General features: G+C 65.8%; 31 protein-coding genes. 7 read left to right on the top strand and 24 right to left on the bottom strand.

Translation table 11 applies throughout. The annotated features are described in order from the left end of the window. Positions 1-9: 9 nt before the first annotated feature. Both BJQ95_RS14015 and BJQ95_RS14010 read left to right on the top strand, forming a co-directional pair. The gene (locus tag BJQ95_RS14015) at positions 10-333 is read left to right on the top strand and encodes a hypothetical protein (RefSeq protein WP_130177100.1); all 324 of its coding nucleotides are present in this window, start codon (positions 10-12) and stop codon (positions 331-333) included. A gap of 73 nt (positions 334-406) precedes the next feature. After that, on the top strand, positions 407-1240 hold the full coding sequence (locus BJQ95_RS14010) for an alpha/beta fold hydrolase (RefSeq protein WP_240694670.1): 834 nt from the start codon (positions 407-409) through the stop codon (positions 1238-1240). Between the two features lie 97 nt (positions 1241-1337). Here the strand turns inward: BJQ95_RS14010 and BJQ95_RS14005 are convergent, their stop codons facing one another. The 5 genes from BJQ95_RS14005 to BJQ95_RS13985 are packed head-to-tail and all read right to left on the bottom strand — an operon-like array spanning position 1338 to position 3737. After that, positions 1338-1715, bottom strand: a complete 378-nt coding sequence (locus BJQ95_RS14005; RefSeq protein WP_240694672.1) for a class I SAM-dependent methyltransferase — start codon at positions 1713-1715, stop codon at positions 1338-1340. Further along, a complete protein-coding gene (locus tag BJQ95_RS14000; RefSeq protein ID WP_240694671.1) occupies positions 1700-1933 on the bottom strand; it encodes a class I SAM-dependent methyltransferase in 234 nt (77 codons plus the stop codon). The genes BJQ95_RS14005 and BJQ95_RS14000 overlap by 16 nt, the downstream gene beginning before the upstream one ends. A 42-nt stretch (positions 1934-1975) precedes the next feature. Then, the gene (locus BJQ95_RS13995) at positions 1976-2503 is read right to left on the bottom strand and encodes a maleylpyruvate isomerase family mycothiol-dependent enzyme (RefSeq protein ID WP_130177102.1); all 528 of its coding nucleotides are present in this window, start codon (positions 2501-2503) and stop codon (positions 1976-1978) included. Further along, positions 2500-3303 (bottom strand): metalloregulator ArsR/SmtB family transcription factor, encoded by an 804-nt coding sequence (locus tag BJQ95_RS13990; RefSeq protein WP_205750078.1) that lies wholly within the window; start codon positions 3301-3303, stop codon positions 2500-2502. The genes BJQ95_RS13995 and BJQ95_RS13990 overlap by 4 nt, the downstream gene beginning before the upstream one ends. 8 nt (positions 3304-3311) lie before the next feature. After that, a complete protein-coding gene (locus BJQ95_RS13985) occupies positions 3312-3737 on the bottom strand; it encodes a DUF3846 domain-containing protein (RefSeq protein WP_130177103.1) in 426 nt (141 codons plus the stop codon). 366 nt (positions 3738-4103) lie between these two features. On the opposite strand from BJQ95_RS13985, the gene BJQ95_RS13980 reads away from it, so the two are divergent. Beyond that, a complete protein-coding gene (locus BJQ95_RS13980; RefSeq protein ID WP_130177104.1) occupies positions 4104-4415 on the top strand; it encodes a hypothetical protein in 312 nt (103 codons plus the stop codon). 97 nt (positions 4416-4512) lie between these two features. Here BJQ95_RS13980 and BJQ95_RS13975 read toward each other — a convergent pair whose 3' ends face one another. Continuing rightward, positions 4513-4917: a hypothetical protein gene (locus BJQ95_RS13975; protein ID WP_130177105.1), complete on the bottom strand. Its 405-nt coding sequence runs from the start codon at positions 4915-4917 to the stop codon at positions 4513-4515. Here BJQ95_RS13975 and BJQ95_RS13970 point away from each other — a divergent pair. After that, complete coding sequence (locus BJQ95_RS13970; protein ID WP_130177106.1) at positions 4917-5624, top strand: hypothetical protein; 708 nt, start codon at positions 4917-4919, stop codon at positions 5622-5624. The two genes, BJQ95_RS13975 and BJQ95_RS13970, sit on opposite strands and share 1 nt — an antisense overlap. A 94-nt stretch (positions 5625-5718) precedes the next feature. On the opposite strand, the gene BJQ95_RS13965 is transcribed toward BJQ95_RS13970, so the two are convergent. Together BJQ95_RS13965 and BJQ95_RS13960 are read right to left on the bottom strand one after the other, a co-directional pair. Next, positions 5719-6117, bottom strand: a complete 399-nt coding sequence (locus BJQ95_RS13965) for a hypothetical protein (protein ID WP_130177107.1) — start codon at positions 6115-6117, stop codon at positions 5719-5721. A gap of 264 nt (positions 6118-6381) precedes the next feature. Further along, the gene (locus tag BJQ95_RS13960) at positions 6382-6819 is read right to left on the bottom strand and encodes a hypothetical protein (RefSeq protein WP_256041390.1); all 438 of its coding nucleotides are present in this window, start codon (positions 6817-6819) and stop codon (positions 6382-6384) included. Between the two features lie 362 nt (positions 6820-7181). On the opposite strand from BJQ95_RS13960, the gene BJQ95_RS13955 reads away from it, so the two are divergent. After that, on the top strand, positions 7182-8042 hold the full coding sequence (locus BJQ95_RS13955; RefSeq protein ID WP_130179239.1) for a hypothetical protein: 861 nt from the start codon (positions 7182-7184) through the stop codon (positions 8040-8042). After that, entirely contained in the window at positions 8039-8413 is a 375-nt protein-coding gene (locus BJQ95_RS13950; RefSeq protein ID WP_130179238.1) for a hypothetical protein, read from the top strand. Before BJQ95_RS13955 ends, BJQ95_RS13950 begins: the two co-directional genes overlap by 4 nt. Before the next feature lie 555 nt (positions 8414-8968). Here BJQ95_RS13950 and BJQ95_RS13945 read toward each other — a convergent pair. Next, entirely contained in the window at positions 8969-9376 is a 408-nt protein-coding gene (locus BJQ95_RS13945) for a hypothetical protein (RefSeq protein ID WP_130179237.1), read from the bottom strand. Positions 9377-9422: 46 nt separating this feature from the next. Continuing rightward, on the bottom strand, positions 9423-10001 hold the full coding sequence (locus BJQ95_RS13940; protein ID WP_256041389.1) for a DUF6431 domain-containing protein: 579 nt from the start codon (positions 9999-10001) through the stop codon (positions 9423-9425). 348 nt (positions 10002-10349) lie between these two features. Between BJQ95_RS13940 and BJQ95_RS13935 the strand changes: the two genes are divergently transcribed. Beyond that, positions 10350-10766 carry a hypothetical protein gene (locus BJQ95_RS13935; protein WP_130176903.1) on the top strand — a complete coding sequence of 139 codons (417 nt, stop codon included), beginning with the start codon at positions 10350-10352 and terminating at the stop codon, positions 10764-10766. 70 nt (positions 10767-10836) lie between these two features. Here the strand turns inward: BJQ95_RS13935 and BJQ95_RS13930 are convergent, their stop codons facing one another. The 14 genes from BJQ95_RS13930 to BJQ95_RS13865 form a co-directional block, all read right to left on the bottom strand. Further along, complete coding sequence (locus BJQ95_RS13930) at positions 10837-12237, bottom strand: ParB/RepB/Spo0J family partition protein (RefSeq protein WP_130176902.1); 1401 nt, start codon at positions 12235-12237, stop codon at positions 10837-10839. A gap of 232 nt (positions 12238-12469) precedes the next feature. After that, positions 12470-13090, bottom strand: coding sequence for a hypothetical protein (locus BJQ95_RS13925; RefSeq protein WP_130176901.1), 621 nt, complete (start codon positions 13088-13090; stop codon positions 12470-12472). A 60-nt stretch (positions 13091-13150) separates the two neighbouring features. Next, positions 13151-13708 carry a hypothetical protein gene (locus BJQ95_RS13920; protein ID WP_130176900.1) on the bottom strand — a complete coding sequence of 186 codons (558 nt, stop codon included), beginning with the start codon at positions 13706-13708 and terminating at the stop codon, positions 13151-13153. Between the two features lie 752 nt (positions 13709-14460). After that, positions 14461-15270 carry an ABC transporter ATP-binding protein gene (locus BJQ95_RS13915; RefSeq protein WP_130178297.1) on the bottom strand — a complete coding sequence of 270 codons (810 nt, stop codon included), beginning with the start codon at positions 15268-15270 and terminating at the stop codon, positions 14461-14463. Beyond that, positions 15267-16322, bottom strand: coding sequence for an iron chelate uptake ABC transporter family permease subunit (locus BJQ95_RS13910; RefSeq protein ID WP_130178298.1), 1056 nt, complete (start codon positions 16320-16322; stop codon positions 15267-15269). Before BJQ95_RS13910 ends, BJQ95_RS13915 begins: the two co-directional genes overlap by 4 nt. Beyond that, positions 16319-17320 carry an iron ABC transporter permease gene (locus BJQ95_RS13905; protein WP_240694816.1) on the bottom strand — a complete coding sequence of 334 codons (1002 nt, stop codon included), beginning with the start codon at positions 17318-17320 and terminating at the stop codon, positions 16319-16321. The genes BJQ95_RS13910 and BJQ95_RS13905 overlap by 4 nt, the downstream gene beginning before the upstream one ends. 44 nt (positions 17321-17364) lie before the next feature. Next, positions 17365-18393 carry an iron-siderophore ABC transporter substrate-binding protein gene (locus tag BJQ95_RS13900; protein ID WP_130178299.1) on the bottom strand — a complete coding sequence of 343 codons (1029 nt, stop codon included), beginning with the start codon at positions 18391-18393 and terminating at the stop codon, positions 17365-17367. A gap of 575 nt (positions 18394-18968) precedes the next feature. Then, positions 18969-19754: a DUF4386 family protein gene (locus BJQ95_RS13895; protein WP_130178300.1), complete on the bottom strand. Its 786-nt coding sequence runs from the start codon at positions 19752-19754 to the stop codon at positions 18969-18971. Between the two features lie 262 nt (positions 19755-20016). Continuing rightward, entirely contained in the window at positions 20017-21252 is a 1236-nt protein-coding gene (locus BJQ95_RS13890; RefSeq protein ID WP_130178301.1) for an acyl-CoA dehydrogenase family protein, read from the bottom strand. A gap of 135 nt (positions 21253-21387) precedes the next feature. Beyond that, on the bottom strand, positions 21388-21915 hold the full coding sequence (locus BJQ95_RS13885; protein ID WP_165384966.1) for a GrpB family protein: 528 nt from the start codon (positions 21913-21915) through the stop codon (positions 21388-21390). Between the two features lie 80 nt (positions 21916-21995). Continuing rightward, the gene (locus tag BJQ95_RS13880) at positions 21996-23024 is read right to left on the bottom strand and encodes a DUF2510 domain-containing protein (RefSeq protein ID WP_256041388.1); all 1029 of its coding nucleotides are present in this window, start codon (positions 23022-23024) and stop codon (positions 21996-21998) included. Between the two features lie 85 nt (positions 23025-23109). Beyond that, positions 23110-23709: a hypothetical protein gene (locus tag BJQ95_RS13875; protein WP_130175909.1), complete on the bottom strand. Its 600-nt coding sequence runs from the start codon at positions 23707-23709 to the stop codon at positions 23110-23112. A 443-nt stretch (positions 23710-24152) separates the two neighbouring features. Next, positions 24153-24653 carry a hypothetical protein gene (locus BJQ95_RS13870; RefSeq protein ID WP_130175910.1) on the bottom strand — a complete coding sequence of 167 codons (501 nt, stop codon included), beginning with the start codon at positions 24651-24653 and terminating at the stop codon, positions 24153-24155. Positions 24654-25045: 392 nt separating this feature from the next. Beyond that, positions 25046-25780, bottom strand: coding sequence for an alpha/beta fold hydrolase (locus tag BJQ95_RS13865; protein WP_130175911.1), 735 nt, complete (start codon positions 25778-25780; stop codon positions 25046-25048). Positions 25781-25860 lie beyond the last annotated feature (80 nt).

Here is a 25860-nt window from a genome sequence, read left to right as displayed (position 1 = left end):
CGGATCTAGGTGTCCGAACCTGTACCCAAAGAGCGCACCTGGCCCCACCTGCTCTGGGCTCTTCCGATTCCAGTTGTTGTGAGTTCGGTCCTGCTGATCAGCGCACTGTGGGACTTCTGCGGCATCAACGGATGTACCGGTGGCGGATTCGGAATCAGTCGGGATATCGGCGGCACGATCGGTAACCTTGCCCCAATTCCGTTTTTAATCGGACTCCCTATTTTCCTCGTGCCCTGGTCGCCCAAGCGTGGAGTCCGGGCGGTTGTCGCCCTCGTGTTGGGAGTGGCTTTCGCGGGTCTCGGCTTCGCAATTCTCGTGTCGCTGGCCTCGTAATCCAGGACACAGATAGCGACCCCTGGGTTCAATGCAAGGATCTGGGCGGCAACTCCGCAGGCAGGCGAGCGTCATGGCATCCGCCGAGAACGGGGCACTTTCCCGTCGAAATGCAGCTCGGATTCAATACAGTGTCGATATGGTCCCCGGCGAAGAGCAACCTCCCGAACTGTGGTTTTCGAGGCGAGGACGGGGTGAAGCGTTTGTGCTCCTGCATCCGGGAGGTGTTGATTCTCGCGCTCTGGACCCGCTGGTTGCCGAGCTCGACGGCACGTACGCGTGCTTCACGCCGGATCAACGCGCTCATGGGCGCACAAGGGATGCTGCCGGGCCACTGAGTTTCCAGGCTATGGCGGACGACACGGTCGCGTTCCTGGAGCGGTCCGTTGAGACGCCGGTGCATCTCCTCGGCTATAGCGACGGCGCGATTGTTGCACTGCATGTTGCGCTGGCCCGGCCGGATCTGGTGCGGAGCCTGGTGTTCGCTGCCGCCGTTTTTCATCGCGACGGTTGGTTGCCGGGAGTGCTCGATGGTGAGGCGCCAGATTTCATGGGCGATTCCTACGGAGAGGTATCCCCGGATGGGAGGGAGCATTGGCCTGTTGTCGTCGCGAAGCTCGACGAGCTTCATGCGGTGTCGCCATCGCTGACCGCAGATGACCTCGCGACCCTCACCGTACCGACACTCGTGGTACTGGGAGACGATGACGAGGTGCGGTTCGAACATGCGCTCGCAATGTTTCGTGCGCTTCCGGACGGGGAGCTTGCGGTGGTACCTCGTGCCACCCACGGAGTCCTCGTTGAGAAACCGGCTCTGCTCGCGCATCTGATCCGCGACTTCCACGACACCGAGAAGACCGACGGGTTCGCGCCCATCCGACGCGCTTCAGGACCAACGCCTGATTAGTCCGCAGACGGACGGTTTGGGCGTCAGTCGGCAGCGTCATCAATGGAACGCTCGGCGGAACGTCGAGGCCCACGATCGGCTCGCCGGTGGTGGACTGTCAGCTGAGACTGAGGATGAGATAGCGGTCATCGTCTACTGTCATGCCCCACGGCTGGGTGTTCTCACTCAGATGCTGCAACTCTGCCTTGGCTCGGTGGCGCAGCACCAGGGAGCGGCAATCGCGTGCCCTCAACCCTGCGCCGGTCGACCATCGGCCTTCAATGAGGATCAAACGACCCTTCGGGGCGAGCAATTCCACCCAGCGTTGCAACGCGGCGTCTGGATCCTCGAATGCCCACAACACGTGTCGAGCCAGAACGACGTCGAAGGATGCCGCCGCAAGCGACGGGGTCGCCGCATCACCCCGCTCGAGGGCGACGCTCACACCCGCTGCCTGTGCTTTCGCTCGCGCCAACCGAATCATCTCGCCGGAAATATCGACGACGGATACCTGGTTTCCCGCTTCGGCGAGAAGAAAGCCAGGCTTCCCGTTCCGCAGCCGAGATCGGCGATGCGCGCGGGCCGTTCCGGAAGAAGCGGCGCCAGAAGCGACTGCCAGGCAGCACGTACCCGGGGATCTTGAAGGCCGTGATCGGCTTCGTCATCGAAGTCGTTCGCCTGGCCATCCCACGGCCGTTCAACATCCGCGCTCATGCAGTCAGTCTGGCATCAGCCACCGACCCACACGCGGGACCGTCAGTGCCTCGGCACCCGGCCGAGAAAGGCGACTAGGCGATCGTTTGCGGAGGAGTTGCCGGGGATGTCGATCGGTGCGGCGAAGTTCTCCCCCCGCGCACTGGCGTCGAGGGCGGGTGAGACCAGCGCGAGCACGTCTGCGGCCAGCGACTCCGGGATGCGGTGCGCCGGGTGGCGGGCCAGACCGATATCCCAGCAGTGCGTGGTCAACTCGACCGCGCCGGCTATCGTTGCGTTCTCGACCCTCGTCGCGTCGGCCGCGATGGAGAACGCGTGCGTCAGCTGTGCCAACCGTTCCGTCACCAGCGCCACGGGGTCGAGATCGTTGGTTCGTGGCGGCTGTGGAACGGCGAGCCGCCCCGTCTCGAGCAGACCGATGAGAGCGTCGATGACGTCGGCGAGGTGCAGGATGACCCTTCCGGCATCCCAGCCCTCACACGGAGTCGGTCGTCGGAGATCATCGTGGGTCAGCTCGGACAGGACGCCCTGGGCGTAGTCGGTGGCCCGGCCAAACAGCTCGGTACTCATGCGCGCGACCCCTGTGGCATGTTCCAGGGCGCTGTTGGCAGGACGTCGCCGGTTTCCAGCAGGGACTTGAGATTGGCGAGCACCGCAGGCCAGCCGCGCGAGATCCCGTTCAGCATGTGGGTGTTCGGGAGGTTCGCGTGGGTCACGGTCAGCCGGACGATGTCCTCATGGGGTTCGACGAGGAAGGTGACCACGGACGGTCCGTTCGTCCGCTGGTCTTCGGAATCTTCGAACGTGATCACAAGCCGGGTGGGTGGCTCGGCCTCGAGTACCGTGCCGGTCACGTCGATTGCGTCGGAACCGTCCACCCGTCGATGTTCCCAGGGCGAGCCGGGCAGCCAGTCGGACACGTTGGCGTGTCCCCAGTAGCGCGCGGTCAGGTCGGCATCGGTCAGTGCCTGCCAGACGTCCTCGCTTCTCGCCCGGATGTAGGTGACGTAGACGTACGTGGGTACGGATGTCTCGGCGTCGGTCATTGCATACTCCTCTGCTCGGTTTTTGATGGCGCTGATCGTGGCCAGTCGCGGTGCGTCGTACGCCGCGATCCAGCGCTCGCCCATCTCGTGGATCGGCGCGGGATTGAGGTAGTGCAAGCGCTCCCGGCCTCGCCGCACCACGGAGACGAGGTTTGCTTCGGCGAGGATGTCGAGATGCTGGGTTGCCGACTGTCGGGCCATCTCGAGAGTTTCGCAGAGCTCAGTGAGGGTCTGCCCGTTCCGGTGCCGGAGACGATCGAGAAGGGCGCGCCTGGTCGGGTCGGCCAACGCCTTGAACACCGGACCCAGCGCCTCGTCGGTCATGGGTACCATCATGCAGGCAGATACCTGCCTATGCAAGCACGGCGGCCCACAGGTCTCGTCTCAATGAGCGTGTCGACAGTTCCCGGGTCGGGCTTCTGGGCGAAAGCCTTCTGGACCCGCGCGAACTGGCTATCGCTCAGCCCGATGGTTTGGCCTTCGGGGTTGGTGCCGACTGCGATGGCGGTTCCAAAGATCACGGTCGGGTTGCCGAGCAGGTGGGCCAGCACGGTTGCGGGCAGGTTCAGGGTCGACCCGTTGATGAGTCCTTCATCGTCGACGAATAGGTCGATGCTGTCGGCCAGGTCGACGACGGCGAACATGCGGCAGTCGATGGCTGCCGCTATGTCGTTGCCACCCTTCGCGCTGTCCAGGTCGAGCGTGGTGATGGTTTCGGTCGGGTTGATCTTGACGCTGCGGATGGTGCTGGTGGTCATGGTGTTTCCCTCTCCAAGGATGGTGAGATACGCGGGGTCCCGGGCTCTCGTGGGCAGTGGTTGTGTAGTCGTCCACCGTTTTTCTGCCCTTGGTGGCAAGAGAAATCGATTGAGAGCGGGAGTGCCGTAGTGCACGCAATCTGGTGCGAAATAAGGGAGCTTGCGACCGCGTGCCAGATTGTGGGTGACGAAGGCACGGAGCGAACTACGATGACCGGCCACCAAGGGAAGAAAAGTTCTGTCAGGGTCAGGCCGGCGCAGCCGGCTCCGCGTGGATCCGGCCTCCGTGCCGGCTTCACCCTGGGGGAGTGTGAGGGGGTTTCGTCCCCCTCGCCGTCAATTCCGGCAGGCCACTAGGGTGGCCCCATGGCTGAGAAAATGACGCCCAAGCAGGTAATCGCGCACATCCGCTGGTCGGATGACGCGCAGCCGTTCGAGCACCTCATTGACTCGGGCCTGCTCGACCACCTGAATAAGATGGCCCTCCACCCGTTCGGCTTCGAGCTCGCGCTCGAGTTGAACGAGGCCGGGGAGGCCACCGGCTTCCACCTGGAAGGCGACGGCCAGCGGTTCATCTCGCACGACCCGCGCTCCCCCGAGGCGCACGAGGCGGCCCGGCTCTCCATCCTCCTCCTCGGCGCCAAGATGCGCGACGACACCGGCGAGGTCTTCGATTGATCGAGATCTAGGCACTCTTATGCCCGCCGCGTCTGGTGGGGGAGTGTGAGGGGGGCCCTCACGGCCGGCCCTGGGTGGGCCGGCCGCTGCGGCGGGACTACTCGGGCCGCACGAGCTGCTGAATCTCGGCGTAGGGGACGGTGTCGGTCCAGGTGTAGCCGGTGGCTTTGCCGCTGTCGACCTGGGCGGCGCGGACGGCTTCCCAATAGGCGATCTGGTCGCGCTTCTCGTCGATATGCGGGGCGAGGCGTGTTGCGCGGGCCTGGATCTGCTCGGCGGTGGCGTCGATGTAGCCGCGTGTGTCGTCATAGCACTGCGCGGTTATGCGGCGTTCGAGCTTGCGGAGCTCAGCGCCCAACGTTTCGATGCGGTTGGCCACGGTGACCGGGTTGTAACGGGCATCTGTGGTGTGGGTGGCCGCGCCAGAGCTATTTCGCCTCCAAACGAACTGCACTACTAGCATTCCGACGACGATGTACGGGACACTCTCATACCGGCTCATTGGTGAAGCCGACATTACGGGGGGTAAATGTGCGCAAAATTCGGAAGTCAATCATTTCTGGCTCGATCATCGCCATCGTCTTTAGTCTCGGCTTGACAGCGTCACCCGCGTTGGCGGAAACGCAAAGTGAAGGCGAAATTCTCATCTACATCAAAGTGGACGGCCAGTTAGTCGCACTCGATCAGAGTTTCATCGACGAACGAACGTTAGATCTCCATGGCGCTACCGAATCTTCTCCAGGGGAGGTTGCGCCCTCATCGATTTCTTGGGATCAATGGTTCGGCTGTTACAGCCTGAATAACGAAGAGGACATGTTCGCGGAATACGTTCAATACTGGGACGGAGCAGTACATGATGTACGCCTCAAGTGCGGCAATGACACTTGGGGATACAAGCACATTCGTGCAGGTAAAGAGGCCCTGTGGCAGAAGACGCTAAATGAGGCAAGAGCCACAGGGTGGATCTCTCAATCTCAGGGAATCGAATCGTGGGATGACCTTATGGCCGCTACCGCTGGCGTCGCTATTACTTGGCCCGAACGAACGTTTGAAAACGCTATAAGCAACAAGAAATGCGGTCTCGCGGACGCTTACTTCATAAACAGCCAAACCGGCGAGGTCCAGTACGTTTTCCAGGTTATGGCCTCGTGGGCAACGGACAGTGACCGACTAATAAATTCATACCCGTCTACGTCCGCGTCCTGCTGAGCATTCCATACTAAGTCTCTGGGAGCCGCCACTCCAAGGCGCCTCTCAGAGACTGCAGGGGAGAAGAGATTTCCGGCTCTGTCGATTCGGCAAGCTATGTCTGGAGCCCTCGATGTTCGGCTCGAACGTCGGCGAAATCCCAGACCTCTTGCTGCACACGAATGACGAGATCGTCACCGACGCTCATCCAGGCTTCACCTGTAGCGGCGGTTGGCCAACCCGTGTCATACCGAAATGTCGCATTCCACTCGTCGAACCAGCGACGTAGATCCCCTTGAAGGCTCTCACTCAAACCAAGGTCTTCTGCCGAAACAGCACCTTCCTCGCCCCAAAACGGCCAAGGATGTGGCCAGTCAGGATAAAAACGAACTGTCCTGATAAGGCCCTTCCTCGCCAACGCGGCCCGGCGAATCGTTCGTTCCGGCGTGCCATAGACAGGGACTACTAGCTCGATCTGGGTAACCGGATCAACGACCCGCGAATCATCGCTCACCCGCCCACCCTATGACTCCACGTCGGAATTCGGCAGAATCAACTGCAATAGGTCTCTCGGACGGCTCGACCAGCAGCCCCCGGTGGTAGGCGCGAAGCACACTACGATGACCGGTTGCCGGGCGAAGAAAAGATGTGGCATGATCGGGCGGGGCGTGACCGGGTCCGTGTAACGGGTGGCCGGAGGCCGGATTTGATGGGTGGGGGGGAGTGTGAGGGGGTTTCGTCCCCCTCACGGACGAGCTCATGAGGGTCGGCCCTGCGGTTAGGGCGTGGCCGTTGAGCTGGCAGTTACGTCGTCCTGGTCGCCCTCCCAGAAGTGGCCTACTCCGGCGTCGATCATGCTGCGGATCAGCGCGGCCGCGTTGATGCCGTGTGCAGCTCGGTCGGGAAACGACAGGGTGACGGTGATGCTCTGGGTGGGGGCAGCCTGGTCGACGTCGCCGCGCTGGGCGTCGGTGGTGTATTGGTACGTCCACGCGATGGCAACGGCGCCGGTCGGGCCGTCGCCTGCGGGCGTGATGGTGGCGCGGTGTTCGTCCTGGCCGGGGTGGGGTGCTCTGCTGCAGTTCCACTGGATCCCGAGTACGTCAACGGTCGTTGTTCCGCACGTGGCCCCGGTGGGGCTGAGGTCGGCGGCGGGGGCGTCCTGGTCGAGTTGGTGCGCCTCGAGCGTGGTGGGGCGTTGGTAGGTGATGATCATGGCCGGATCTCCTGTGGTCCCTGTGTCGGGACCGTTCTCGAGGGTGGGTGCCGGGCGGGGCCGGCTGCAGCTGGTGGGGGAGTGTGAGGGGGATTCCCCTCACGGCCGGCCCTGGGTGGGCCGGCCGCTGGGGCGGGATTACTCGGGCCGCATGAGCTGCTGAATCTCGGCGTATGGGGCGGTGTCGGTCCAGGTGCGCACGACGTCGCGCCACTGGCCGCGGATCTTCACCCGGGCACCCTAATTACTCTTGACAGTTGGATTCGCCTCTGACCGCGCTCAATCCTCACTAATCCACCGGTCAGCTGTCCAAAACAGATATGCTCACATCGCCCGCACTTCTCATTGTTGATGGAGGTCGCATGTCAAGAGCTGTCGTTCGAGTCGGATTGATACTCGCGTTAGCGCCGGCGCTCTTGGGACTACAGATTGCGCACCCAACGCTCGCAGACGCCCAAACTGGCCCAGCAGCCTCATCGAATGGCATAAACGGGTCTCGGACTGCAGGAGCAGAAGGAGCCACAGCCACAGCCACAGCCACAGCCACAGCCGAGGATGAAGATACTGGGGCCTTTGAGAAGACACAGGCCTGGAAGCTCGAAGCGGACGATAGCATCGCTGTTGTCCGGGAGGCCTTCCCTGCCGAGTTTGCAGGGGGATGGGTGACCGACACCGGGGTGGCTCTTGCCTTCGTAGCGAAACCCCCGGCTGGTGCCGTTGAGATACTGGCAGCGGCAGGCTATCCCTATGTCTTGGTCGACGACTATGGCGCATCGGAAGTTGAAATCTACGCTGCCGCCGACCAGGTGCACGCGGCAGCCGTCGCCTTGGCTGGGGAGGGCGTCACTGTCTCATCCAGTGCAGTCATTCAAGAACGCGCTTTCAACGTTTCGATCGCGGGTCAGCCTCAGAACCGTGGTGGGGAACTGGTGGACGCGGACTCGATTGCCGCCGAGATCAAGGCCGCGATAGGCGAGAATGCCCTAGCGGGATTTGAGGTGCGGGCTGTTCTCGAGAAACCCGACGAGGCCGGTCTTGCGGGGTATGGGCAGGCGGGTGGTACTGCTATTGACGCCACAGACGGACAACTCTCGTGCACCTCTGGGTTCGTCGTGACCTCAGCGACAGGGCCGGATCTCGGTGTGATTACTGCGGGACACTGCTCAAATTACCTCCGGCAGATTTCGCCCAATGGCAACTTCCTCTTCAGCTTCCGAGGATGAGAAGTCCGGTGATGATGGATGCGTGGTTCCACGCAAACTTCGGGGTCGGCCGGCCTGTCACCGGAAAGGATGCGCTTGAAGTGGGCGACCCGATTTGCCTGTTTGGGCGTGTTGGAGGATACGACTGCGGTACTGTCCACGCTCTATCCGCGCATCGCACCAGCGATTCCGGAATAGAAATCTATGGCCTTGCAGAAATCGCAAACACAATTGTAGAAAAGGGTGATAGCGGCGGACCTGTGTTTATCAACAACACTGCTCTGGGCATCATCACTGCGTATGGAGCCTTCTATGACTACATCACACCTATCAATCCGATCCTTTCTCGCTTCAGTCTCCAGCTCTGCATTGACCCTCCAGGCTGTCAATAGAGGAAGGCGTTGGCCCCCGATCAGCGTGGTCTTCGTTTCTGTGGCGCTGTTGGCCGGATGCACAGCCACCGAGCCCGTCGCACCTGAATCATCTGGGCTAGTCACTTACCCCCTTAGTGAGGACTCGATCGCATCGGCCGGCCTAAAAATCGGGACCCTTACGGTCATAGACAACTGTGTTCGTTTTGAGGACGGCTCTATCCCCGTCTTCCCTGACTCAATCACCAGCTGGGATGGCACAACGCTTACTTTCGCCGGCGACAAATACCAGATTGGGGATGAGATGGCGCTCGGCGGGGGAATCCCTCTCGCAGGTGAGGACGGGCCTGTTTCGATTCCTGAATCGTGCGGCGATGGAGCCGTCATAGTTATCTCCCCACCGCGACCCAACTAACCTGTAAGCCGACTTGGAACAGGCAGCTCGAGCCTTCCTGGGACCGTCGGCGGGGCCGTTCTCGAGGTCGGTGCCGCCTCGCCCCGCTTTACCTGGTGGGGGAGTGTGAGGGGGATACCCCCTCACGGCCGGCCCTGGGCGGGCCGGTCGCTGCGGCGGGACTACTCGGGCCGCACGAGCTGCTGAACCTCGGCATACGGGGCGGTGTCGGTCCACGTGTAGCCGGTTGTGACGCTGACCGTTTTGAGGTTGGCGCGCACGACTTCGCGCCACTGCCCGCGAATCTTCACCCGGTCGCCCTTCTTGACGGTGGAGCGGTCGTAGCCGGTGGCCGTGCCGCTTTCGACCTGGGCGGCGCGTACGGCTTCCCAGTAGGCGATCTGGTCGCGCTTCTCGTCGATGTGCGGGGCGAGGCGGGTTGCGCGGGCCTGGATCTGCTCGGCGGTGTTGTCCGTCACGTTGGATGACGATGAGGCGTCATCCAGTTTGACGATGAGTTTTGGGGGTGTGGTCGGCACGGTGACGTGGTGATCGTCGATGGTGACGGTGGGAATTGTCGCGGTCGTCACGATGACGGCGATTTTCGGGCACGCGGGAGCGCTCCGGCGTGGATTCTCAGGTGCGCAGGGGCGGGGGCAGGAGCCGGCCGCGGGTGAACATGCCAATCAGCGTCCACACCGGCAACGGGCAGTCCCCACGCCGCTGACAGGCCAGCGCTGCGCCGGCCAGGAGGTTCAGTGCGTCCCCGAGCGTGGTCGGCCAGACCAGCTCACGGTTCAGGATGTCAGGATCGGCGCGGTACGCGTGCTGCACGCCCTGTTCATGCAACCAATCGGCGTGTGGTTCCCGTGCCCGCCGCAGCCAGCGGCGCACCGTGGAGACCGGGCGGCCCAGCTGGGCCGCGATCGTACGGTGCCCCTCGCCGCGGGCCTGCGCCGCCAGGGCCGTGCCGATCACCTCGGCCGTGTCCGCCCGGCGCAGAACCAGTCCGGCGGGCAGCAGCACGTGCGTGGCCGCGCACGAGAAGCAGCGGGCCCGGCGAGGTCGCACCGTGACCGGTGCCTCGCCGAGGCTGCGCACCCTGCGGATGCGGCCATATCCGTGCGGGCGTAACGTCCCGGCGCAGCCGGGACAACTCAGCTGCCCCGCGTCGAGCAGGGCCTCGGCCTGCACCGGCGAGGCGACCACGATCATCGCGTCCAGCTCCGTTCTGCTGCCACCAGGTCATGCCAGCAACTCTTGACTACCACACCCGACCCGGGAAGGGGCCACCTCGTGTTGAGGAGGCGGCGCTCGCAGTCACACTGCCGACCAGCCTCGCCAGGATCAACGCGACGACCCCGGCCCGTGCGTTCGTCCGCGACCATCGCTGCTCGTCACGATGACGCCGCCGATGTCGACAACCCCATCGTCAACCAACGCGACGCACAACCCCGGCCTCATCGTCACCCGTGGAGACGCGCAACAGGCCACTGCCCGACCAATCTCCGGTACTACTACGCCCCAACAGGGGAAGTGCAGCAACTGACCATGCAATCCCAAATGCTCAGCTATACCGGAGACGCCATGCTCATGCGATCACCGGTAATGATGGACGCCTGGTTTCACTATAGGGAGACCGCCGGAAAGCCCGTCAAGGAAGTACGCGATCCGTGGCTGAACGAGAGAGTGCTCTCATACGGACGTGCATCCAACTATGAGCACAGCGGCACCGTCAGTTCTCTCAGTTCAATCAAATCTGCGACTCAAAACGGTGTCACCACAACAATTGGCAATCTCGTGGAGGTGGACCACTCCATGACATTTGGAGATAGTGGGGGCCCTTTATACGGAGGTAACACCGCCATGGGGCTCTTGAGCAACATGAACAGGGAAGGCACACTGGCTTACTACAAGAAGATCAAGACTGTGGAGAATACGTTGCGGCTCACTGTTTGTAAGGATCCAGTCTGCAGCTAGCTGCGAGACATCACGGGAAAAGGATCCGGCGCGGCAGTGGGGGACTGTCGCGCCGGGTCTTGGGCTGAGGCTACTCCTTTGTTTTTTCCCCTTCTTCGGCTGCCTTGGTCGCGGCGTTCTCGGCAACGGCGTCGATCACGATCTGCTCAACGTCGCTGAGCCCGTAGCCCCATGCGGCCAGCTGCACGAAGTACCGGGCGCTGTGTGCGTTCGGGTAGCGCCACGTTTCCTTGCTGGTGCTGTCCTCGATACCGGCCAGGACGATTGCGAGGCTGACGTGCTGCGCCTTGGTGGGGGTCTTTTCCACCAGTGCAGCGAGCTTGTCGGCATCCCAGTAGTTGGCCCGCTTCATCCCGAGCAGCGTGTGCGCGAGCACGTTGCCGTTCTGGATGGCTTTGCCGACCATGCCGTGGTGCACGGTCAGGCCGTAGGTGATGGCCTGGGTGGCATCCTTCGGGAGCGTCTTACGGCTCAGGAACTCTGCCAGCCATTCGCGGCGCACGACCTCGGCGCTGGCCCACGCCTTGTTGTTGGCGATCAGGGTCTTACGTTCGTCCTTCTGCTCGTCGGTCATCGGTCCGCTGGTGGCCCCGCTGCCGCTGGACTTGCGGAACCCGGCAGCCTTGGGGTCTTTCAGGTAATAGCGCACCGTGGCGGCGTCGCTGCTGCTGTACGCGTACACGTACGCGGCGCGGCCGTCGCTCTCGGTGATGTGCTCGGCGGTGACTGCCTCGCCGTCTGCGGTGGTCAGGTAGCTGATGCTCGTGTAGTCGGTTTCGTAGGATCCCCGGTCGCGGTCCAGAACCTCGAAGCCGCGCGCGATCAGGTCGGCGGTCGCGTCGGCCTTCATCGTGGCCACGCGCTTGTCGTCGCGTGCGCGCTGCGCTGCGTGGGCGAACTGCTCCGGGCTGGTGGTGGCAATGTCGATGAGCACGGACACGGTTTCGTCGTCGCCCTCGAACTCGATCAAGGCGGCAGCCTGGTCGAGAGTGAGGGAGTGGCTGACGATGGCGGATGCCGCGACGGCGTTCTCTGCGACGGCGATTCCGGCCTTGACTGTGGCAGGCTTGCTGCCCAGTCGCTTGGCGATCACGGCGGGGGTCAGTCCCTCAAAAGCCAACTGCTGAAACGCGGCCACCCGGTCGGCGTCGGTGACGGCCTCGCGGTGATCGTTCTCGGCCATCTGCTGCACGATGCGCTCGACGGTCGTTTCGTCGGCGGATACTACGTAAACCGGAATCGTAGCCAAACCGGCCTCACGGGCGGCGAGGGTGCGGCGCTGACCGGCTCGCACGATGATGTTGCCCTGGTCGTCGCGGCGGGCGAGGATCGGCGTCAGGACGCCGTTTGCCTTGATGCTGGCCACGAACTCGCGGCCCAGCTGAGCTTCGGTGCGCACGTTGGCTTCTACAACGATCAGGTTCGGGTCAATGTGCTCGATGGTGCCGACATTTACGGTGGTGTTAGTCATTGGGTTCTCTCTCCATCAACTGATTTTTTTGCCTGTCTGGCAAGAGAAATCGATTGAGAGCGGGAGTGCCGTAGTGCAGGGTCGTGGAATACCGCAGCGCAGCGAGGATATGCCGCGAAAGCCCGGAACGAAGGCACGGAGCGAACTACGATGACCGGCCAGACAGACGAAAAAAGGAAAAGGACGTGCCGCGCAGCGGCTCCCAGGGCCGGCACGGCCTCACCGAAGGTGGCTACTGAATGTAGATAACTTCGTAGCCACGGCTAGCGGCCCACGCCTGAACGTCAGCATTGAACTTGTCACCATCCGCGAGGGCCTGGACCGGATACTGACCCTTGGATGCCGTACAAACCCAAAGGGTTTCTTCGCCTCCTCCGGGCACTGATGATTGCGCTTGATACGTGAGAACAATTCCCTTACCAAGGGCCTCAGCTAGTGCGTCAAGATCCGCGAGGAACGTCGCGCTGACATCACTTCTTGCTTGCTGCTCGGAGACGTCGGAATGAGAGGACAGAGCTAACGCATATGCTCCGTATTCAGCAAACTGGCCACGGATCGCGGCGACGACTTCGGCGGGAAGCGGTACCTTCGGGTCGATGCTCACAACGGTGCCGTCTGGAAGCGCATAATCGCGTGGTGCATTTTGAGCTGCGACTTGTTTTTCGAATTCGGAAAGAGTGCCGTCGCCGTCAGTATCGCCAGGAATAGCGGTCGGAGTTGGTGTTGGTACCGCTGAGGCGCTGCGGGCCGATGGGGCGAGCACGTTGGTCGAGCTCGCCGAAGCGCTGCATCCAGTGAGCGTGAGAGCCAGCAGCATCGCTGCGGCGTAGGTATATCGGCTGGTGATCGTCAAATTTCCCCCTGAGAACGCTTCTCCGGTCAGAGTATCGGCTGGGTGCTACTACTGAGTCCGTTAGGCGGCGCTTGACCACCAGAGCGAGCCCGGGGCGAGCATTCCGTTGACAGCCCAGTAACGCGCCATACGGTGATCGCCCCGGCCGTCGCGGTCGCGGGGGTAGAGCGGCCAGTTGCGCTCACCTGGTCGGCTGTCGGTGAATTCGAGAGTTCGGCTGGTGACGTGGAGTCGACGTGTGCGGGCTCTCGGTGCTGTGGTCATCCGGTCAATTTCGGCGTGCCACCATGCCCACACTTCGCGTTCGGCTCGATATCGTTCGGCTCGATCGGCCAGGGTGCCGGCTACGCCTTCGGTGCGAGCTGCGTGGTCCCGGAGGTCCCTCTTGGAGCTTGCCCAGCCATCAGCATGTTTGACGATGAGCTTGTGGCGGCGCAGTCGACTGAAGATGGTGGCGGTGTGCCTGGTCGAGACCCCTAGTAGGCGTGCAGCGCTTTCAACGGTGAGTGCGGGGATCTGACGTAGGAGCGCGTAGATCTTCCCGGCGAGGTGTCCGAGGCCGGCGCGGGTGAACAGGTCGTGGCGCTGGTCTGTGAGTTGGTTCTCGAGGGTGGTCACCAACGCGGCTCTGAGGTTAAAGAGTTCGAGAGCCAGACGAATGCCCTGACCTCGACTGCCCGATGTGGTCACTTCTCCCTGAGCGTCGGGGAATGGAGAATCCGTGCAGGCGACGAGCTGATTCCCGCAGTCGGCTCCACGGTCGTGGGGTCAAGCATCCACCACGGGGTGTCGTTTGCGTCTGCACGTGGCCGCCGCCGCATCGGTGGGGCGCGGATGCTGGTTGGAGTGGGGCCGTTTGTGTTCTGCGGGGTAGGCGCCGCTATGCCCCGGGCGCGCCACCCGCATAGCGGCGCCTTGCCCGCGTAGCTCAAAACGGCCCTGGCGCGTGGCCCGCATAACGGCGTTTGACCCGCGTAGCTCGGGCGGATGGCTGGGGGCGCGTCCCTGAGGGCGGGTCACCAGGTCTGACAAGCTCGACCAGCGGAAGGGGTTCGACCAGCGGAAGGGGTTCGACCAGCGGAGGGGGTTCGACCAGCGGAGGGGGATCGACCGGCTCGAGCGGATGGCTGGGGGTGCGTCCGAGAGGGCGGGTCACCGGGTCTCGACGGGCTCGACCAGCGGAGGGGGATCGACCGGCTCGGGCGGATGGCCGTGGTGCGTCCCTGAGGGCGGGTCACCGGGTCTCGACGGGCTCGACCAGCGGGACAAGCTCGACCAGCGGGACAGGCTCAACCGGCGGGAGGGACTCGACCAGCGGGAGGGGTGCGACCGGCGGAGGACCAGCGTCGGGGGCTCAACCGGACGAGACCTTAGACCGGCACCCGCACGTTGTGCCGCCCGATCGGGAGCATCATCGGGCGGCCGGACGTGGGATCGAGGAGCACCCGGCTGGAGAGCCCGAAGACCGCCTGCACCGTGTCCTCGGTGAGCACCTCGTGCGGGTCGCCGACGGCGCGCACCCGGCCATCCGCGAGGGCGATCAGGTGGTCGGCGTAGCGGGCGGCGAGGTTGAGGTCGTGCAGGACCATCACGATGGTGGTGCCGCGGGAGCGGTTGAGGTCGGTGAGCAGGTCGAGCACCTCCACCTGGTGGCTCACGTCGAGGAACGTCGTCGGCTCGTCGAGCAGCAGCAGGTCGGTCTGCTGGGCCAGGGCCATCGCGATCCAGACCCGTTGCCGCTGCCCGCCCGAGAGCTCATCCACCGACCGGTCAGCCAACGAGGCGGTGTCGGTGGCGTCCAGCGCCGCTGCGACGGCTTCGTCGTCGGTAGCGCTCCAGCGGGAGAACATCCGCTGGTGCGGGTTGCGGCCGCGGCCGACCAGGTCGGCCACCGTGATGCCCTCGGGCGCGATCGGTGACTGGGGGAGCAGGCCCAGCGTGCGGGCCAGCTCCTTGGCGGGCATCCGGTGCACCTGCTTGCCGTCGAGCAGCACCTGGCCGGCCCGCGGCACGAGCAGCCGCGACATCGAGCGCAACAGGGTGGACTTGCCGCAGGCGTTCGCGCCCACGATCGCGGTGATGCGGCCGGCCGGCAGCACCAGGTCGAGGCCGTCGATCACGGTGCGGTCGCCGTAGCCGAGGGTGAGGTTCTGCACTGCGAGGGTATGGGCGTGGGTCACAGTGAGCCTCCGGCGCGGTTGGTGCGGATGATGAGGTAGATCAGGTACGGCGCGCCGAGCACGCCGGTGATGACGCCCACCGGCAGACGGGTGCCGAGCGCGTACTGGCCGGCGAAATCGCCCACCAGCACGAGCAGCGCGCCCACCAGCGCGGCGGGCACGAGCAGCGAGACGCCGGGCCCCACGATGCGCGCCGCGATCGGTCCGGCCAAAAAGGCCACGAACGCGATCGGCCCGGCCGCCGCGGTGGCGAACGCGATCAGGCCCACCGCGGCGATGATCATGATCACCCGGGAGCGTTCCACCCGCACACCCAGGGCGGATGCGGTGTCGTCGCCGAGCTGGCTCATCGACAGGTTGCGGCCCTGCCCGAGCAGCACCGGCGCGAGCAGCACCAGCGCCACCAGCACCGGCACGGTTTGCGCCCAGGTGCTGCCGTTCAGGCTGCCGGTGAGCCAGCGCATGGCCACCTGCAGGTCCCACTCGGCGGCCTGGGAGAGCACGTACGCGGTCATACTGTCGAGCATCGCGGCCACGCCGATGCCGATCAGGATCAGCCGCGTGCCGGCCACGCCGCCCTTGTACGCGAGGGCGTAAACGGCCAGCGCCACCGCCAGGCCGGAGACGATGGCGACCACCGACACTGCGGTGGTGCCCAGGCCCAGCACGATGATCGCAAATGCGGCGGCGGCGCTGGCGCCGGAGCTGATGCCGATGATGTCGGGGCTGGCCAGGGGGTTGCGCAGCATGGTCTGGAAAGTCACCCCGCCAAGCCCGAAGCACAGCCCGGCCAGCACGGCCAACGTCGCCCGCGGCAGCCGCAGTCGGCCCACGGTGAAGCCGGCGCCCGGCACGTCCTGGCCGAGCACCACGCCGAGCACCTCGGCGGGGGAGTAGAAGGTCTGGCCGACCATGAGGCTCACGAGATACCCCGCCACGATGAGCAGCGCGAGCACGGTGATCACGGTGCGGCGGCGGCTGACGCGGCGCGCGCGGCTGCGGGCCACGGCAGCCGCGGTCGAAGACGGCCGCACACCAATGGTGGCGCTCACAGTTCACGCACCTTGCGGCGGCGCACGATGTAGATGAAGAACGGGGCGCCGATCAGGGCGGTGATGATGCCCACGTCGATCTCGCTGGGGCGGGCGATGATGCGGCCGAGCACGTCGGCGCCGGTGAGCAGGGCCGCGCCGAGCACCGCGGCGAACGGCAGCAGCCAGCGGTGGTCGACGCCCACGAGCAGCCGGCAGGCATGCGGCACAACGAGGCCGACGAAGCCGATCGGTCCGGCCACGGCGGTGATCGCGCCGCACAACACGACGGCGCCGATCGCAGCGGCGGCGCGGGCCACGGCCACCCGTTCGCCCAGGCCCGCAGCCAGGTCGTCGCCGAGGGCGAGGGAATTCAGGGAGCGGGCGGAGAGGAAGCAGACGAGGAAACCCAGCACGAGAAACGGCACCACCACCCAGATGTTCTCCATGGTGGCGCCGCCCACGCCGCCGATCTGCCAGGACCGCACCCCGCCGGCGATGTCATTGCGCGGCAGTACCACGGCGGTGACGAACGAGGCCAGTGCCGCCGAGGTGGCCGCGCCGGCCAGGGCGAGTTTGAGCGGGGTGGAGCCGCCGCGGCCGAGTGAGCCGATCGTGTAGACGAATAGGGCGGTGACGCCGGCGCCGAGGATGGCGACCCAGATCATCGACGACGCCGAGGTGAGCCCGAAGTAGGCCATGCCGCTCACCACGGCGAGAGCCGCGCCCACGTTCACGCCGAGGACGCCCGGGTCGGCCAGCGGGTTGCGCGTGACGCCCTGCATCACGGCGCCCGACATGCCCAGAGCAGCCCCGGCCACCACGGCCAGCAGGGTGCGCGGGATGCGGGTGGCCACGGCGGCCTCACCGAACCCGTCAACCGAGCCGCCCAGGGCGGCGACGATCTCGGCCCAGCTCACCTCGCGGGAGCCGATCATCACCGACGCCAGCATCAGAGCGGCCAGCACGCCGAATGCGGCCAGCAACCACAACGACCGCAGCCGCTTCGGGCGTCGCACAACGGCGACGCTCGAAGCGGCTGATGAAGCAGTGGTGGTAAGAGTCACTGAGCGTTGTCGGCCGCCGCGGCGAGCAGGGCGGCGTAGTCGTCGAGGATGTAGGAGATCGACAGCGGGGTGGGGTTCGCAGCGGTGCCCATGGGGCCGTCGCCGGAGAGGTTCACGATGGACTTGTTGGCCACCGCGGGGATCTGCGAGAGCAACGGGTCGCCCTCGAGGGTGGCGACCAGGTCGGCGCCGCCGTAGGTGACGATGATGTCCACGTCGCTGAACGCATCCGACTGCTCGGCGCTGACCGTGAGGGAGTACAGGTCGGTGGCGTCGGAGGCTTCGATGATGCTCGGTGCGCTCAGCAGCCCCAAGTCGTCGAAGAACATGGTGCGGGTGTCGTGCGTAGTGTAGAAGCTGACCTCGCTGAGGTCGGCCTCGTCCACGTGGGTGAGGAACATCGCGGTCTTGCCCTCGAGCGACGGGTACTTCGCGGCGGTGGCGGCGATCTCGGTTTCGAGCTCGGCGATGAGGTCGTCGCCCTCGGCGGCCATGCCCATGCCGGCGGCGTTCTGCGAGATCATGTCGCGCCAGGAGGTGCCCCAGGCTGTTTCCGGGTAGGCCACGACCGGCGCGATGGCGCTGAGGGTGTCGTAGTCCTCCTCGGTGAGGCCGGAATAGGCGGCGAGGATCACGTCGGGCTTGGTGTCGGCGACGGCTTCGAAGTCGATGCCGTCGGTCTCGTCGAACAGCACCGGGGCCTCGCCGCCGAGCTCGTCGAGCGTCTCCTTCACCCAGGGCAGCATGCCGTCGGTGTTGTCGTCGCCCCAGGTGGCGGCGGCCATGCCCACCGGCACCACGCCAAGGGCCAGCGGCACCTCTTGGTTGGCCCAGTTGACGGTGGCGACGCGCTCGGGCTTGGCCTCGATCACGGTCTCGCCGAAGGCGTGCTCAATGGTGACCGGCGTGAAGTCACCGGATGCGGCCGCGGCGGTGTCAGCGGCGGGGGAGGTGGTGCAGCCGGCCAGGCCGAGGGTGAGCACGGCGGCGGCCGAGAAAGCAATGAGAGTGGATGCGCGGGGCATGGTTTTCCTCGTGATTGTGATGCAGGGGTCGGGGACGGACCGGCGGCCGCTGTGATGCCGCAGCCCTCGTCCGCGCGCAGAGGTCCAGGCCGGCGTGGTCGTAAGGGTTGCCTAACCTTACCAGTGTGGTTGCGCCCGAATGCAAGTCCCGATTCCACCGGCGTCACCTGCCCGAACGTGCGGTACCACCGAGAAGAAGCTGCGTCCCCGGCTGGTCGATACGGTAGCCCGATGACCAGCGACGGTGGTGCCCCGAGAGATCGACGGCCCACGGATGCCCGATTCTCGTTGCGCGAGCTGGGCGCCGCTTTCGCGGGTTGCGCGGGTCAGGGCGGGTTACGCGGGTCAGGCGCCGCTATGCGCCTGGCGCGCCACCCGCATGGCGGCGCCTGGCCCGCATAGCTCCGGAATAACGCCGGCACCGAGTGCCGGGCTCTAGACGAAGAGTGCGACGACGCCGCTAACCATCACCAATGCCAGCAGAATCGCGCCGATGAGACCACGCGCGGGCGGCGGCGGCGGGCGGTACCACCGCGGGCTGCCACCAGATTCGCGACGCATCCACTAGACGTAGCTCACGGAGCCGAATCGACAGGTCTCTGCTCGCGGTGGGGGCGGGACTTGACCAGCAGCACCACGCCGAGTCCAATCCACCAGAGCATTGATAGCGGGATCAGTGCCATCGAGCCAAGCCAGAAAACCTCGGGCACGTCGATGCTTGCTGCCATCAGGATTGGACCAGCGATCACCACCCCGAGCCGGAGGCCGGTGACGACTCCCAGAACGCAAATCCAGATCGGCAGGGCGCGGGAACGTGCCCCAGCGATACTGATGCCCACGGTCCAGACACAGAGCGTGAGGAGGCCGGCTTGGGCGAAACCGTGGATTCCCACCGTCTGAATGGTGAGGTAGGCGGACTCACCCCAGCTGCTATTCATATCGTCGATATAGAGCAACGGCCCCACCGACATGCGCAAGACCCCGTGCATGAAGAGGAACGCGGCCGACATGATTCCGAGTGCGCTCAGGCTTCGGCGGGTGAGACTGCTTGTGCGTGGTGCCAGCGCATCTGAGACGGCGAAACTCGCCACAACGCATGCGATTGCCATAGCGAAAAGTACGACCCCGGCAAGGGCATAAAACTGCGGGTACTGGCGCAGATAGTCGAGGCTCACTGCGGGGTTGTCGGTGTCATCGAACCCGAGAACCGGTGGCAGGAGCTCGAGCGTGAACCAGGTGATGCCGCCGAGCCCGGCAAGAACCGCCGCCATTCCACCGGCGCGCAAGACTGCCCGATTGGTGTTCCCGGCCGCGGCCCCCGCCGACGCGGTCCCGCTGTAATCTTCGCTGGTTGCACGCATGGTGCACTCCTCTGGGCGGCTCCGCGCCGGCAGTGATGGCGAGCCGGTCACGGTGCCGCGATACCGGAATGGTACTCGCACACCGGGCGTCTCGCAGGCTCGCACACGAGCAACAAATAACAAAGAAGCTACCCGCGGTGACGATCCACCGAGGGCAGCCGCTGGACCAATCGAACTCGATCCGCGTGCAGAGGAGCTCCGCGAGTTGTAGGGCGACCTCGGCGCATCCAGCCACACGAGGTGCAGCGAAGCGGATGGTGCCCTACTTCGGCGCCGCCCCGATCGACCAGATCCGGGTGGGAGGCGTTCCGTTCACGGCGTAGTCGCCCACGATGCGCGCCTTGAACACCCACGGGTTGTGGCTGGCGGCGGTTCGGGCGTTGCGCCAGTGCCGGTCGAGGTTCTTCGTTGTGGAGACCCCGGATGCGGCCAGGGCGTCGAAGATGTCGGAAGTGGCGCGGGTTGCCAGCGACACCAGCACCACCTGAGCCTGGGCCGTTGCCAGCTCGGCGAGGTCATTGAGCCGTTCTTCCTCCGCCAGATCTCCGAGGAACGCCCCCTCGTACGCCCCCTGCAACGCCCAGGCCGCCTTCTCCACGATCGCCTCGGCGGCGAATGCCTGCGCCGACACCTCGCCCACCACCTGCAGAATCTGCGGGTCGGTGGCGAAGGACTGCGTGTTACCGTGCGAGAAGATGCGGGTGCGGGCCTTCACCTCGGCGGCGATCTCCTCTTCGGCGGCCTTGACCGTGCCGGCCAGCACCGCCAGCAGCACCGCCTGGTAGAAGGCGGTCTGGTACTTGAACCGGGTGTCGAAATCGATCACGTCTGCTTCGGCCACGACGGCATCCACGAAGGTGCTGGTGCCGCTGCCGGTGGTGCGTTGGCCGAAACCGTCCCAGTCGTCGCTGTGCGTGACCCCGGGCTGGTGGGCGTTGACGACGGCGATCACGTTCTTGCCGGTATCGCCCACCTGGGCGAACGTGTCGATCCAATCCGCGAAGATGCTGCCCGTGGAGTAGTACTTGGTGCCGTTCACGACCAGGTCCCCGGGCGCGCCGTTCGGCGCCGGACGCACCCGGGTGATGACGTCGCCCACGGTGACGCTGCCCACCTCGGTCCACGAGTTGCCCACGATCTCGCCCCGCACGAACCGGGCCAGCCACACGTCGCGCTGGTCGCCGGATGCCACGAGGCGGTCTTCGACGAAGGCGAAATGCCCGCGCAGCGCCTGCGCGATGTTCGAGTCCGCCGCGGCCAGCTCGGTGAGCAGCCGAAACAACTGCGGCAGGCTGGCGCCCAGCCCACCATCGGCGACGGGCACCCGCAGGGCGCCGAAGCCGGCGGCAGTGAGCTCGGCGATCTGCTCGTGGGGCAGCCGATGGTCCTGCTCACGCACGGATGCGCCGGCGGCGATCCGAGCGAAGATGGGCCGGAATCGCGCGGCCAGGCTGGCGTAGTCGACGGTGGTCACGGGGGAGGAAGCGAGGGTGGTCATGCACAGGACACTAGGTCAGTCGCTCCGCTTCTCGCATGGAGATGACGGTTCGTGTCTGGCATTGCCCGCCGAGTCCCGGCGAACCGGCCACCCGCCACCAGCCGGCGTCGCCAGCTCGCCTCCCGGCGACGCGGCTCACTTTTCCCAGGCGTCGACCAGCGGCAAGCCGCGCGAGGCTCGCTCCTCGTTGAGAAGCTCTTGAATGAGGTGGAGCTTGGCGGCGGTGTAGTCCATGCCGCTCATCCCGGATGCCGCCAGACTGATCTTCAGCTCTCCGTACCGACGACGAGCGGTCGCATCATGATGGAGCTTGTCTCGAAAGACCCGCTGGTGGCTGGTCGACCAAGCAGTTGCGGTGAACACATGCAGAATCTCCGTCCGACCGATGCTGTCTCCCCGGGTGTAGACGGCATGGGTTTTCGGGCCCGATCGGTGCAGCCGGTAGCCGAGACTCTCGATGAACGGTTCAAGCGAGAACGGGTCAACCCCCGCAGCTACTCGGGCGGCGAGATCGATCACCGGCTTGGCGGCGAGACCCGGGATGGCGGTGCTCCCGACGTGCTCGATCGCCGTGATGCGGAGGGTCAGAGCACGCTCGAGCAGCTCTGCCTGCTGTCGGAAACGATGCGGCCACTCGGGGCTGTACGGTTCGACGGTGACCACAATCCCAGCCTAGTCAGGCGCCCACGGACGACACCGCATGCTTGCAGTGCAGCCGATGAGGCCACCCTTTCCCCGCCCGACTACTCGGCCACCGCATACGTGTAGGTGCCGTCGGCGCCGTTCAGCTCCACCCAGACCGAGCGCTCCACTCCGCCGGCATCCGTCATGCTGCACGCGAAACTCAGCGACTCCACCTCAGCCGGGCAGGCCACTTGCACGATTCCGTACGTCGGCTCGAGCGCCGTGACCAGGTCGTCCTCAATGGCCGCGTGGAAGCCGGCCAGGTTGACTATCACCGTTCCGACGAGCCAAACCGTGGCGCCGCACACCAGTACCGTGTTCGCCACCCCGACCCAGAGCGGCGCTGAGCCCAACCCGGCGTTCCGACGCAGCACCACCGTGCGCGCGATCAGGTAGCCCAGCGAACCCAGCAGCGACCAGGCCCAGTGCGCCACTGCTTGGTGCCGCCACGACCGAAGGCGCTTCACATCCCGTTGCGCCGCCGCCAGCGTGAGCAGAAAAGGCAGGGCAAGCGCGCCCAATTGCAACCACCAACCGGATCCCCACCACGCCAACACCAGCGCAGCCACCACCGAGACTCCGGCGATCCAGGGCATGAACACGATCGTCCACACGGATGCGGTACTCCACCGATTCGGAATGTCCCGGTACAGCGTCACCTCCTCCGGCGCCATAGAGGGCACGCTCGCCGGCGGCAGCTTCTCCGACCGGTCGGACTCGCGGTCCCAGGCGTAGCTGGTGATGGGCGCGATGCGCGTCACCGGCGGCGGCAACGCCCGGGTTGCCGCGGCCTCCTCCTCCAGCGCTCGTCGATCCCGGCGTGACAGCGCCGGAGCCGGCTGGTCGGCGTCGGCGCTCGTCTCGGCCGACCCGGCCCCTGCCCCGGCACCTGCCCCGGCCCCTGCGCCGGCAGCCGGCCGGGCCCCGACGGGGTCGCCGTCCGGCCGGGCGGTCGGTTCCGGTTTGTGCTCGGTCAGGGGAGCGAGGTGTTCCGTCCACTCCAGTCCGCTCCACCAGCGCAGACGCGTGCCGCCACCTGGATCCACATACCAGCCGGCCGGTGTCACATAGCCTGGTTGATCGCCCACAGAACTCCCCCGTTTGATTGCTTTACCTGCACTTTTCGACGATGGTGCAGTGCCCCTTGTGACCCCAGACCCGACGCCCGCCCGATCAACACGTCATCGACACGATCCCGGCGTATTGCTCCGCCGCCGTTGCGGCGTGTTCCACGACCAGGAACGGCACCTCAGCCACGACTGCGGCCTGTGTCGTGGCGGTGCGCAGGTTGGCACCGTCCGCGGCGTCCGAGAAGCCGGCGTTGATGGTCGCGACCGGGCAGTCGACCCGGGCCGTCACCGACCAGATCCAGCAGCCCAGATCGCCCTGACAGTTGCCCTGATAGGTCGCGGCATCATCCACGGGCACCACGGATGCGCCGACCAACAGATCGGTCGCCGCAGATTCCAGCAGCGGCGCGGGCGCCACGCTGGGGAGGTTCGTGCCGGTAAGCAGGTTGCTCAGCAGCACCGCCAGATAGACGCCCACGCTGACAACCCCGAGCACACCGAGGAGCACGCCGAACGGCGAGCGACCGCGCCGGTACCGCGGTGCCGCGGGCTGCCAGCTGCCCGGTTGGGCCGCCCGCGCGGACGCCCTGCGGGCCCGGGCCAGTTTGCGATCCGACCGCGGCCGACCCGTCGAGGGGCTCGTCGGGCCGGCCTGCACCCACGCTGCGGCGTCGCGGGCCGCCACGAACTCGGCGAAGCTCATGGTTTTCGACGGCGTAGGAGTGGCTCGGTGTGGCGGCGACGGGGGAGCTGATCGGCGATCCTGCCCGGACGAGCGGGTCTGGCTCGGCGGTCGCGGTGGGGCCGACGAGGAGGACCGTGGAGCTGACGAGGGTGTCGGTGGGGCCGACGAGGAGGACCGGGGGGCCGACGAGGATGACCGAGGTGCCGACGACGATCCGGCCGAGGAGGCCGCCGGGTGTGGCGCGGACCTCAGCCGGGCGTGCAGCACGTCCCGGGCGTCGCACACCCGGGTGAACTGGGCATTCGCGGCCGCGAGTTCGGCGGTGGTCGCTCCGATCAGGCGGTCGGGGTGGCACAGTCGTGCTCGCTGCCGAAAGGCTCTGTCGATCTCGGTCTTGGTGGCGAAAAGTCCAACATCAAGCACGACCGAGGCTGTGGTGACGCTCATCGCTGCGGGCTTCATCAGTGGCCACCGCTCGAGCGCAGGTACCGCTCGTAATGGGCGCGGTCGGACTGCAGCTTGAGCTGCGCTGCCGTGTCCACCACTGCCGTGAGTAGGGCCGCTTCGATCCGCCGCATGTCGGCTCGGGCCTGCGCCACTTTGAACCAGACCGTGCTGAGAAGCAGCGCCCCGAGGATCATCCGAATGACATCCACACCGTCAACCAGGCCGAAGATGAGGAGTCCGACTGCGAGCAGCATCAGCACGGTGCCGGCCCGTACGTTCCGTCGCCCGGCTCGCAGGTGCGGACGGGCCATTCGGGCCCAGCCCGAGTCGTTGCGGCTCCAGAACTGCCACCGGGGCGGCGAGTGCGGGCATCCGGGGAGCGGCACCCACCCCGGCGGTGGTTGCCAGCCCAAGTGCGTGGTCACCCACTCCAAGGTGGGTGTCGGCCATCCGGGTGCCGGGTGGAACGCGAGCGGAAGGTGCTCGGCGGGGATCGGCGTGGAGGGGGTGGACACCCCCTGAGAGTAGTGGGTGTTTCGCGTCACGATCCTCGCCCCGCCCGGACTGCTGTCATTCGGCAGCGAACGCAGTGCTTTTGCAGGTCAGACAGCAAAAAATGACACCCGAACGGGGCTGCCGGTCCGCCATTTTGCGCTGCCAGTTTGTGGATGCTGCGCGCCAGCCAGCCCGCCCGCCGCGCGCCCGCCTGGATCCGACAGTGCACCCCCTCTGGCTGGATGCGCCCGCTAAAGCGGGCGCATCCAGCCACACGAGGTGCAACGAAGCCCGAGGGACGAACGAAGCCCCGACGGATGTGCGAAGCCCCGACGGATGTGCGAAGCCCCGACGGATGTGCGAAGCCCCGAGGGATGTGCGCCGCCCGGCGGGGCGGCCGGACCATACGACTTCAGTCGGTTCGTGCAGCCGCCGACTGAATGGCCTCGGCGAGGTCGCCGGGACGGCTCCACATCGGCCAGTGGCCCGTCGGGAGGTCGATGACGTCGAGGTGCTCGAGCTTCGCGACCTCGGCGAACATGGCATGGCCTGCCCGGGCCAGCTCCAGCACCTGCGCGCTCGGGAGCGAGCAGCAAATCAGGGTGGTCGGAACCGTGCGCCGGGCATCGTTCGTGAGCTCGACGCTCTGACGAAGCACGGGGCCGGGCTCAGGCACCGCCCGGGCCCGAAAACGCTCGAGGACCTCTGCGCTCAGCCCGTCGAGGCTCGCCTGCTGGGCGAGAACGTCGAAGGGTGGCAGCGGAAGCTCCTGCACCCCCTCCGGGAGGTCGGGGGCGTAGACGCTTCCCGGCGCCACCGGGCCGGAGTCGACCCACACCACCCGATGGACACGCTCGGGGTGCCGGTCCAGCACCAGGCTGACGGGGGCGTTTGCCCCACTGTGAGCGACGATGATCGAGGGCTGATCCCCGGACTCCCCGAGGCGAGCGATGACGTCCAGGATCGCTGCGGCTTGATCGTCCAGAGTCTTCGCGGCACGCTCAGGATCGTCCCCGTCGAGACCGGGCAGAGTCATCGCGATTGCCCGAGAGGGGTTCAGGTGGTCAAGGACCTCAGCCCACGCCCAGGCGCCCAGCCAGTGGCCGGCGATGAGAATGAGGGTGGGACTGCTCGGTGTAGTTGTCATGTCACTACCTTCGTAGGCGCTACGGGCAGGTGTGTGTCACTATTTGTGTCATGAATTTGCTGAGAGCTGAACGGTGAAGC

It is taken from the genome of Cryobacterium sp. SO1 (assembly GCF_004210215.2).
Taxonomy (GTDB): domain Bacteria; phylum Actinomycetota; class Actinomycetes; order Actinomycetales; family Microbacteriaceae; genus Cryobacterium.
Note: the sequence above shows the minus strand (reverse complement) of the source record. Positions and strands in the feature narration are given on the sequence as shown.

Coding starts and splice junctions, on each gene's coding strand:
- BJQ95_RS14010 (WP_240694670.1), top strand. CDS start 407: ATGGCATCCGCCGAGAACGGGGCACTTTCCCGTCGAAATGCAGCTCGG.
- BJQ95_RS14000 (WP_240694671.1), bottom strand. CDS start 1,933: ATGAGCGCGGATGTTGAACGGCCGTGGGATGGCCAGGCGAACGACTTC.
- BJQ95_RS13995 (WP_130177102.1), bottom strand. CDS start 2,503: ATGAGTACCGAGCTGTTTGGCCGGGCCACCGACTACGCCCAGGGCGTC.
- BJQ95_RS13990 (WP_205750078.1), bottom strand. CDS start 3,303: ATGACCGACGAGGCGCTGGGTCCGGTGTTCAAGGCGTTGGCCGACCCG.
- BJQ95_RS13985 (WP_130177103.1), bottom strand. CDS start 3,737: ATGACCACCAGCACCATCCGCAGCGTCAAGATCAACCCGACCGAAACC.
- BJQ95_RS13980 (WP_130177104.1), top strand. CDS start 4,104: ATGGCTGAGAAAATGACGCCCAAGCAGGTAATCGCGCACATCCGCTGG.
- BJQ95_RS13975 (WP_130177105.1), bottom strand. CDS start 4,917: ATGAGCCGGTATGAGAGTGTCCCGTACATCGTCGTCGGAATGCTAGTA.
- BJQ95_RS13960 (WP_256041390.1), bottom strand. CDS start 6,819: ATGATCATCACCTACCAACGCCCCACCACGCTCGAGGCGCACCAACTC.
- BJQ95_RS13955 (WP_130179239.1), top strand. CDS start 7,182: ATGTCAAGAGCTGTCGTTCGAGTCGGATTGATACTCGCGTTAGCGCCG.
- BJQ95_RS13950 (WP_130179238.1), top strand. CDS start 8,039: ATGAGAAGTCCGGTGATGATGGATGCGTGGTTCCACGCAAACTTCGGG.
- BJQ95_RS13940 (WP_256041389.1), bottom strand. CDS start 10,001: ATGATCGTGGTCGCCTCGCCGGTGCAGGCCGAGGCCCTGCTCGACGCG.
- BJQ95_RS13935 (WP_130176903.1), top strand. CDS start 10,350: ATGCTCAGCTATACCGGAGACGCCATGCTCATGCGATCACCGGTAATG.
- BJQ95_RS13930 (WP_130176902.1), bottom strand. CDS start 12,237: ATGACTAACACCACCGTAAATGTCGGCACCATCGAGCACATTGACCCG.
- BJQ95_RS13900 (WP_130178299.1), bottom strand. CDS start 18,393: ATGCCCCGCGCATCCACTCTCATTGCTTTCTCGGCCGCCGCCGTGCTC.
- BJQ95_RS13895 (WP_130178300.1), bottom strand. CDS start 19,754: ATGCGTGCAACCAGCGAAGATTACAGCGGGACCGCGTCGGCGGGGGCC.
- BJQ95_RS13890 (WP_130178301.1), bottom strand. CDS start 21,252: ATGACCACCCTCGCTTCCTCCCCCGTGACCACCGTCGACTACGCCAGC.
- BJQ95_RS13875 (WP_130175909.1), bottom strand. CDS start 23,709: ATGAGCTTCGCCGAGTTCGTGGCGGCCCGCGACGCCGCAGCGTGGGTG.
- BJQ95_RS13865 (WP_130175911.1), bottom strand. CDS start 25,780: ATGACAACTACACCGAGCAGTCCCACCCTCATTCTCATCGCCGGCCAC.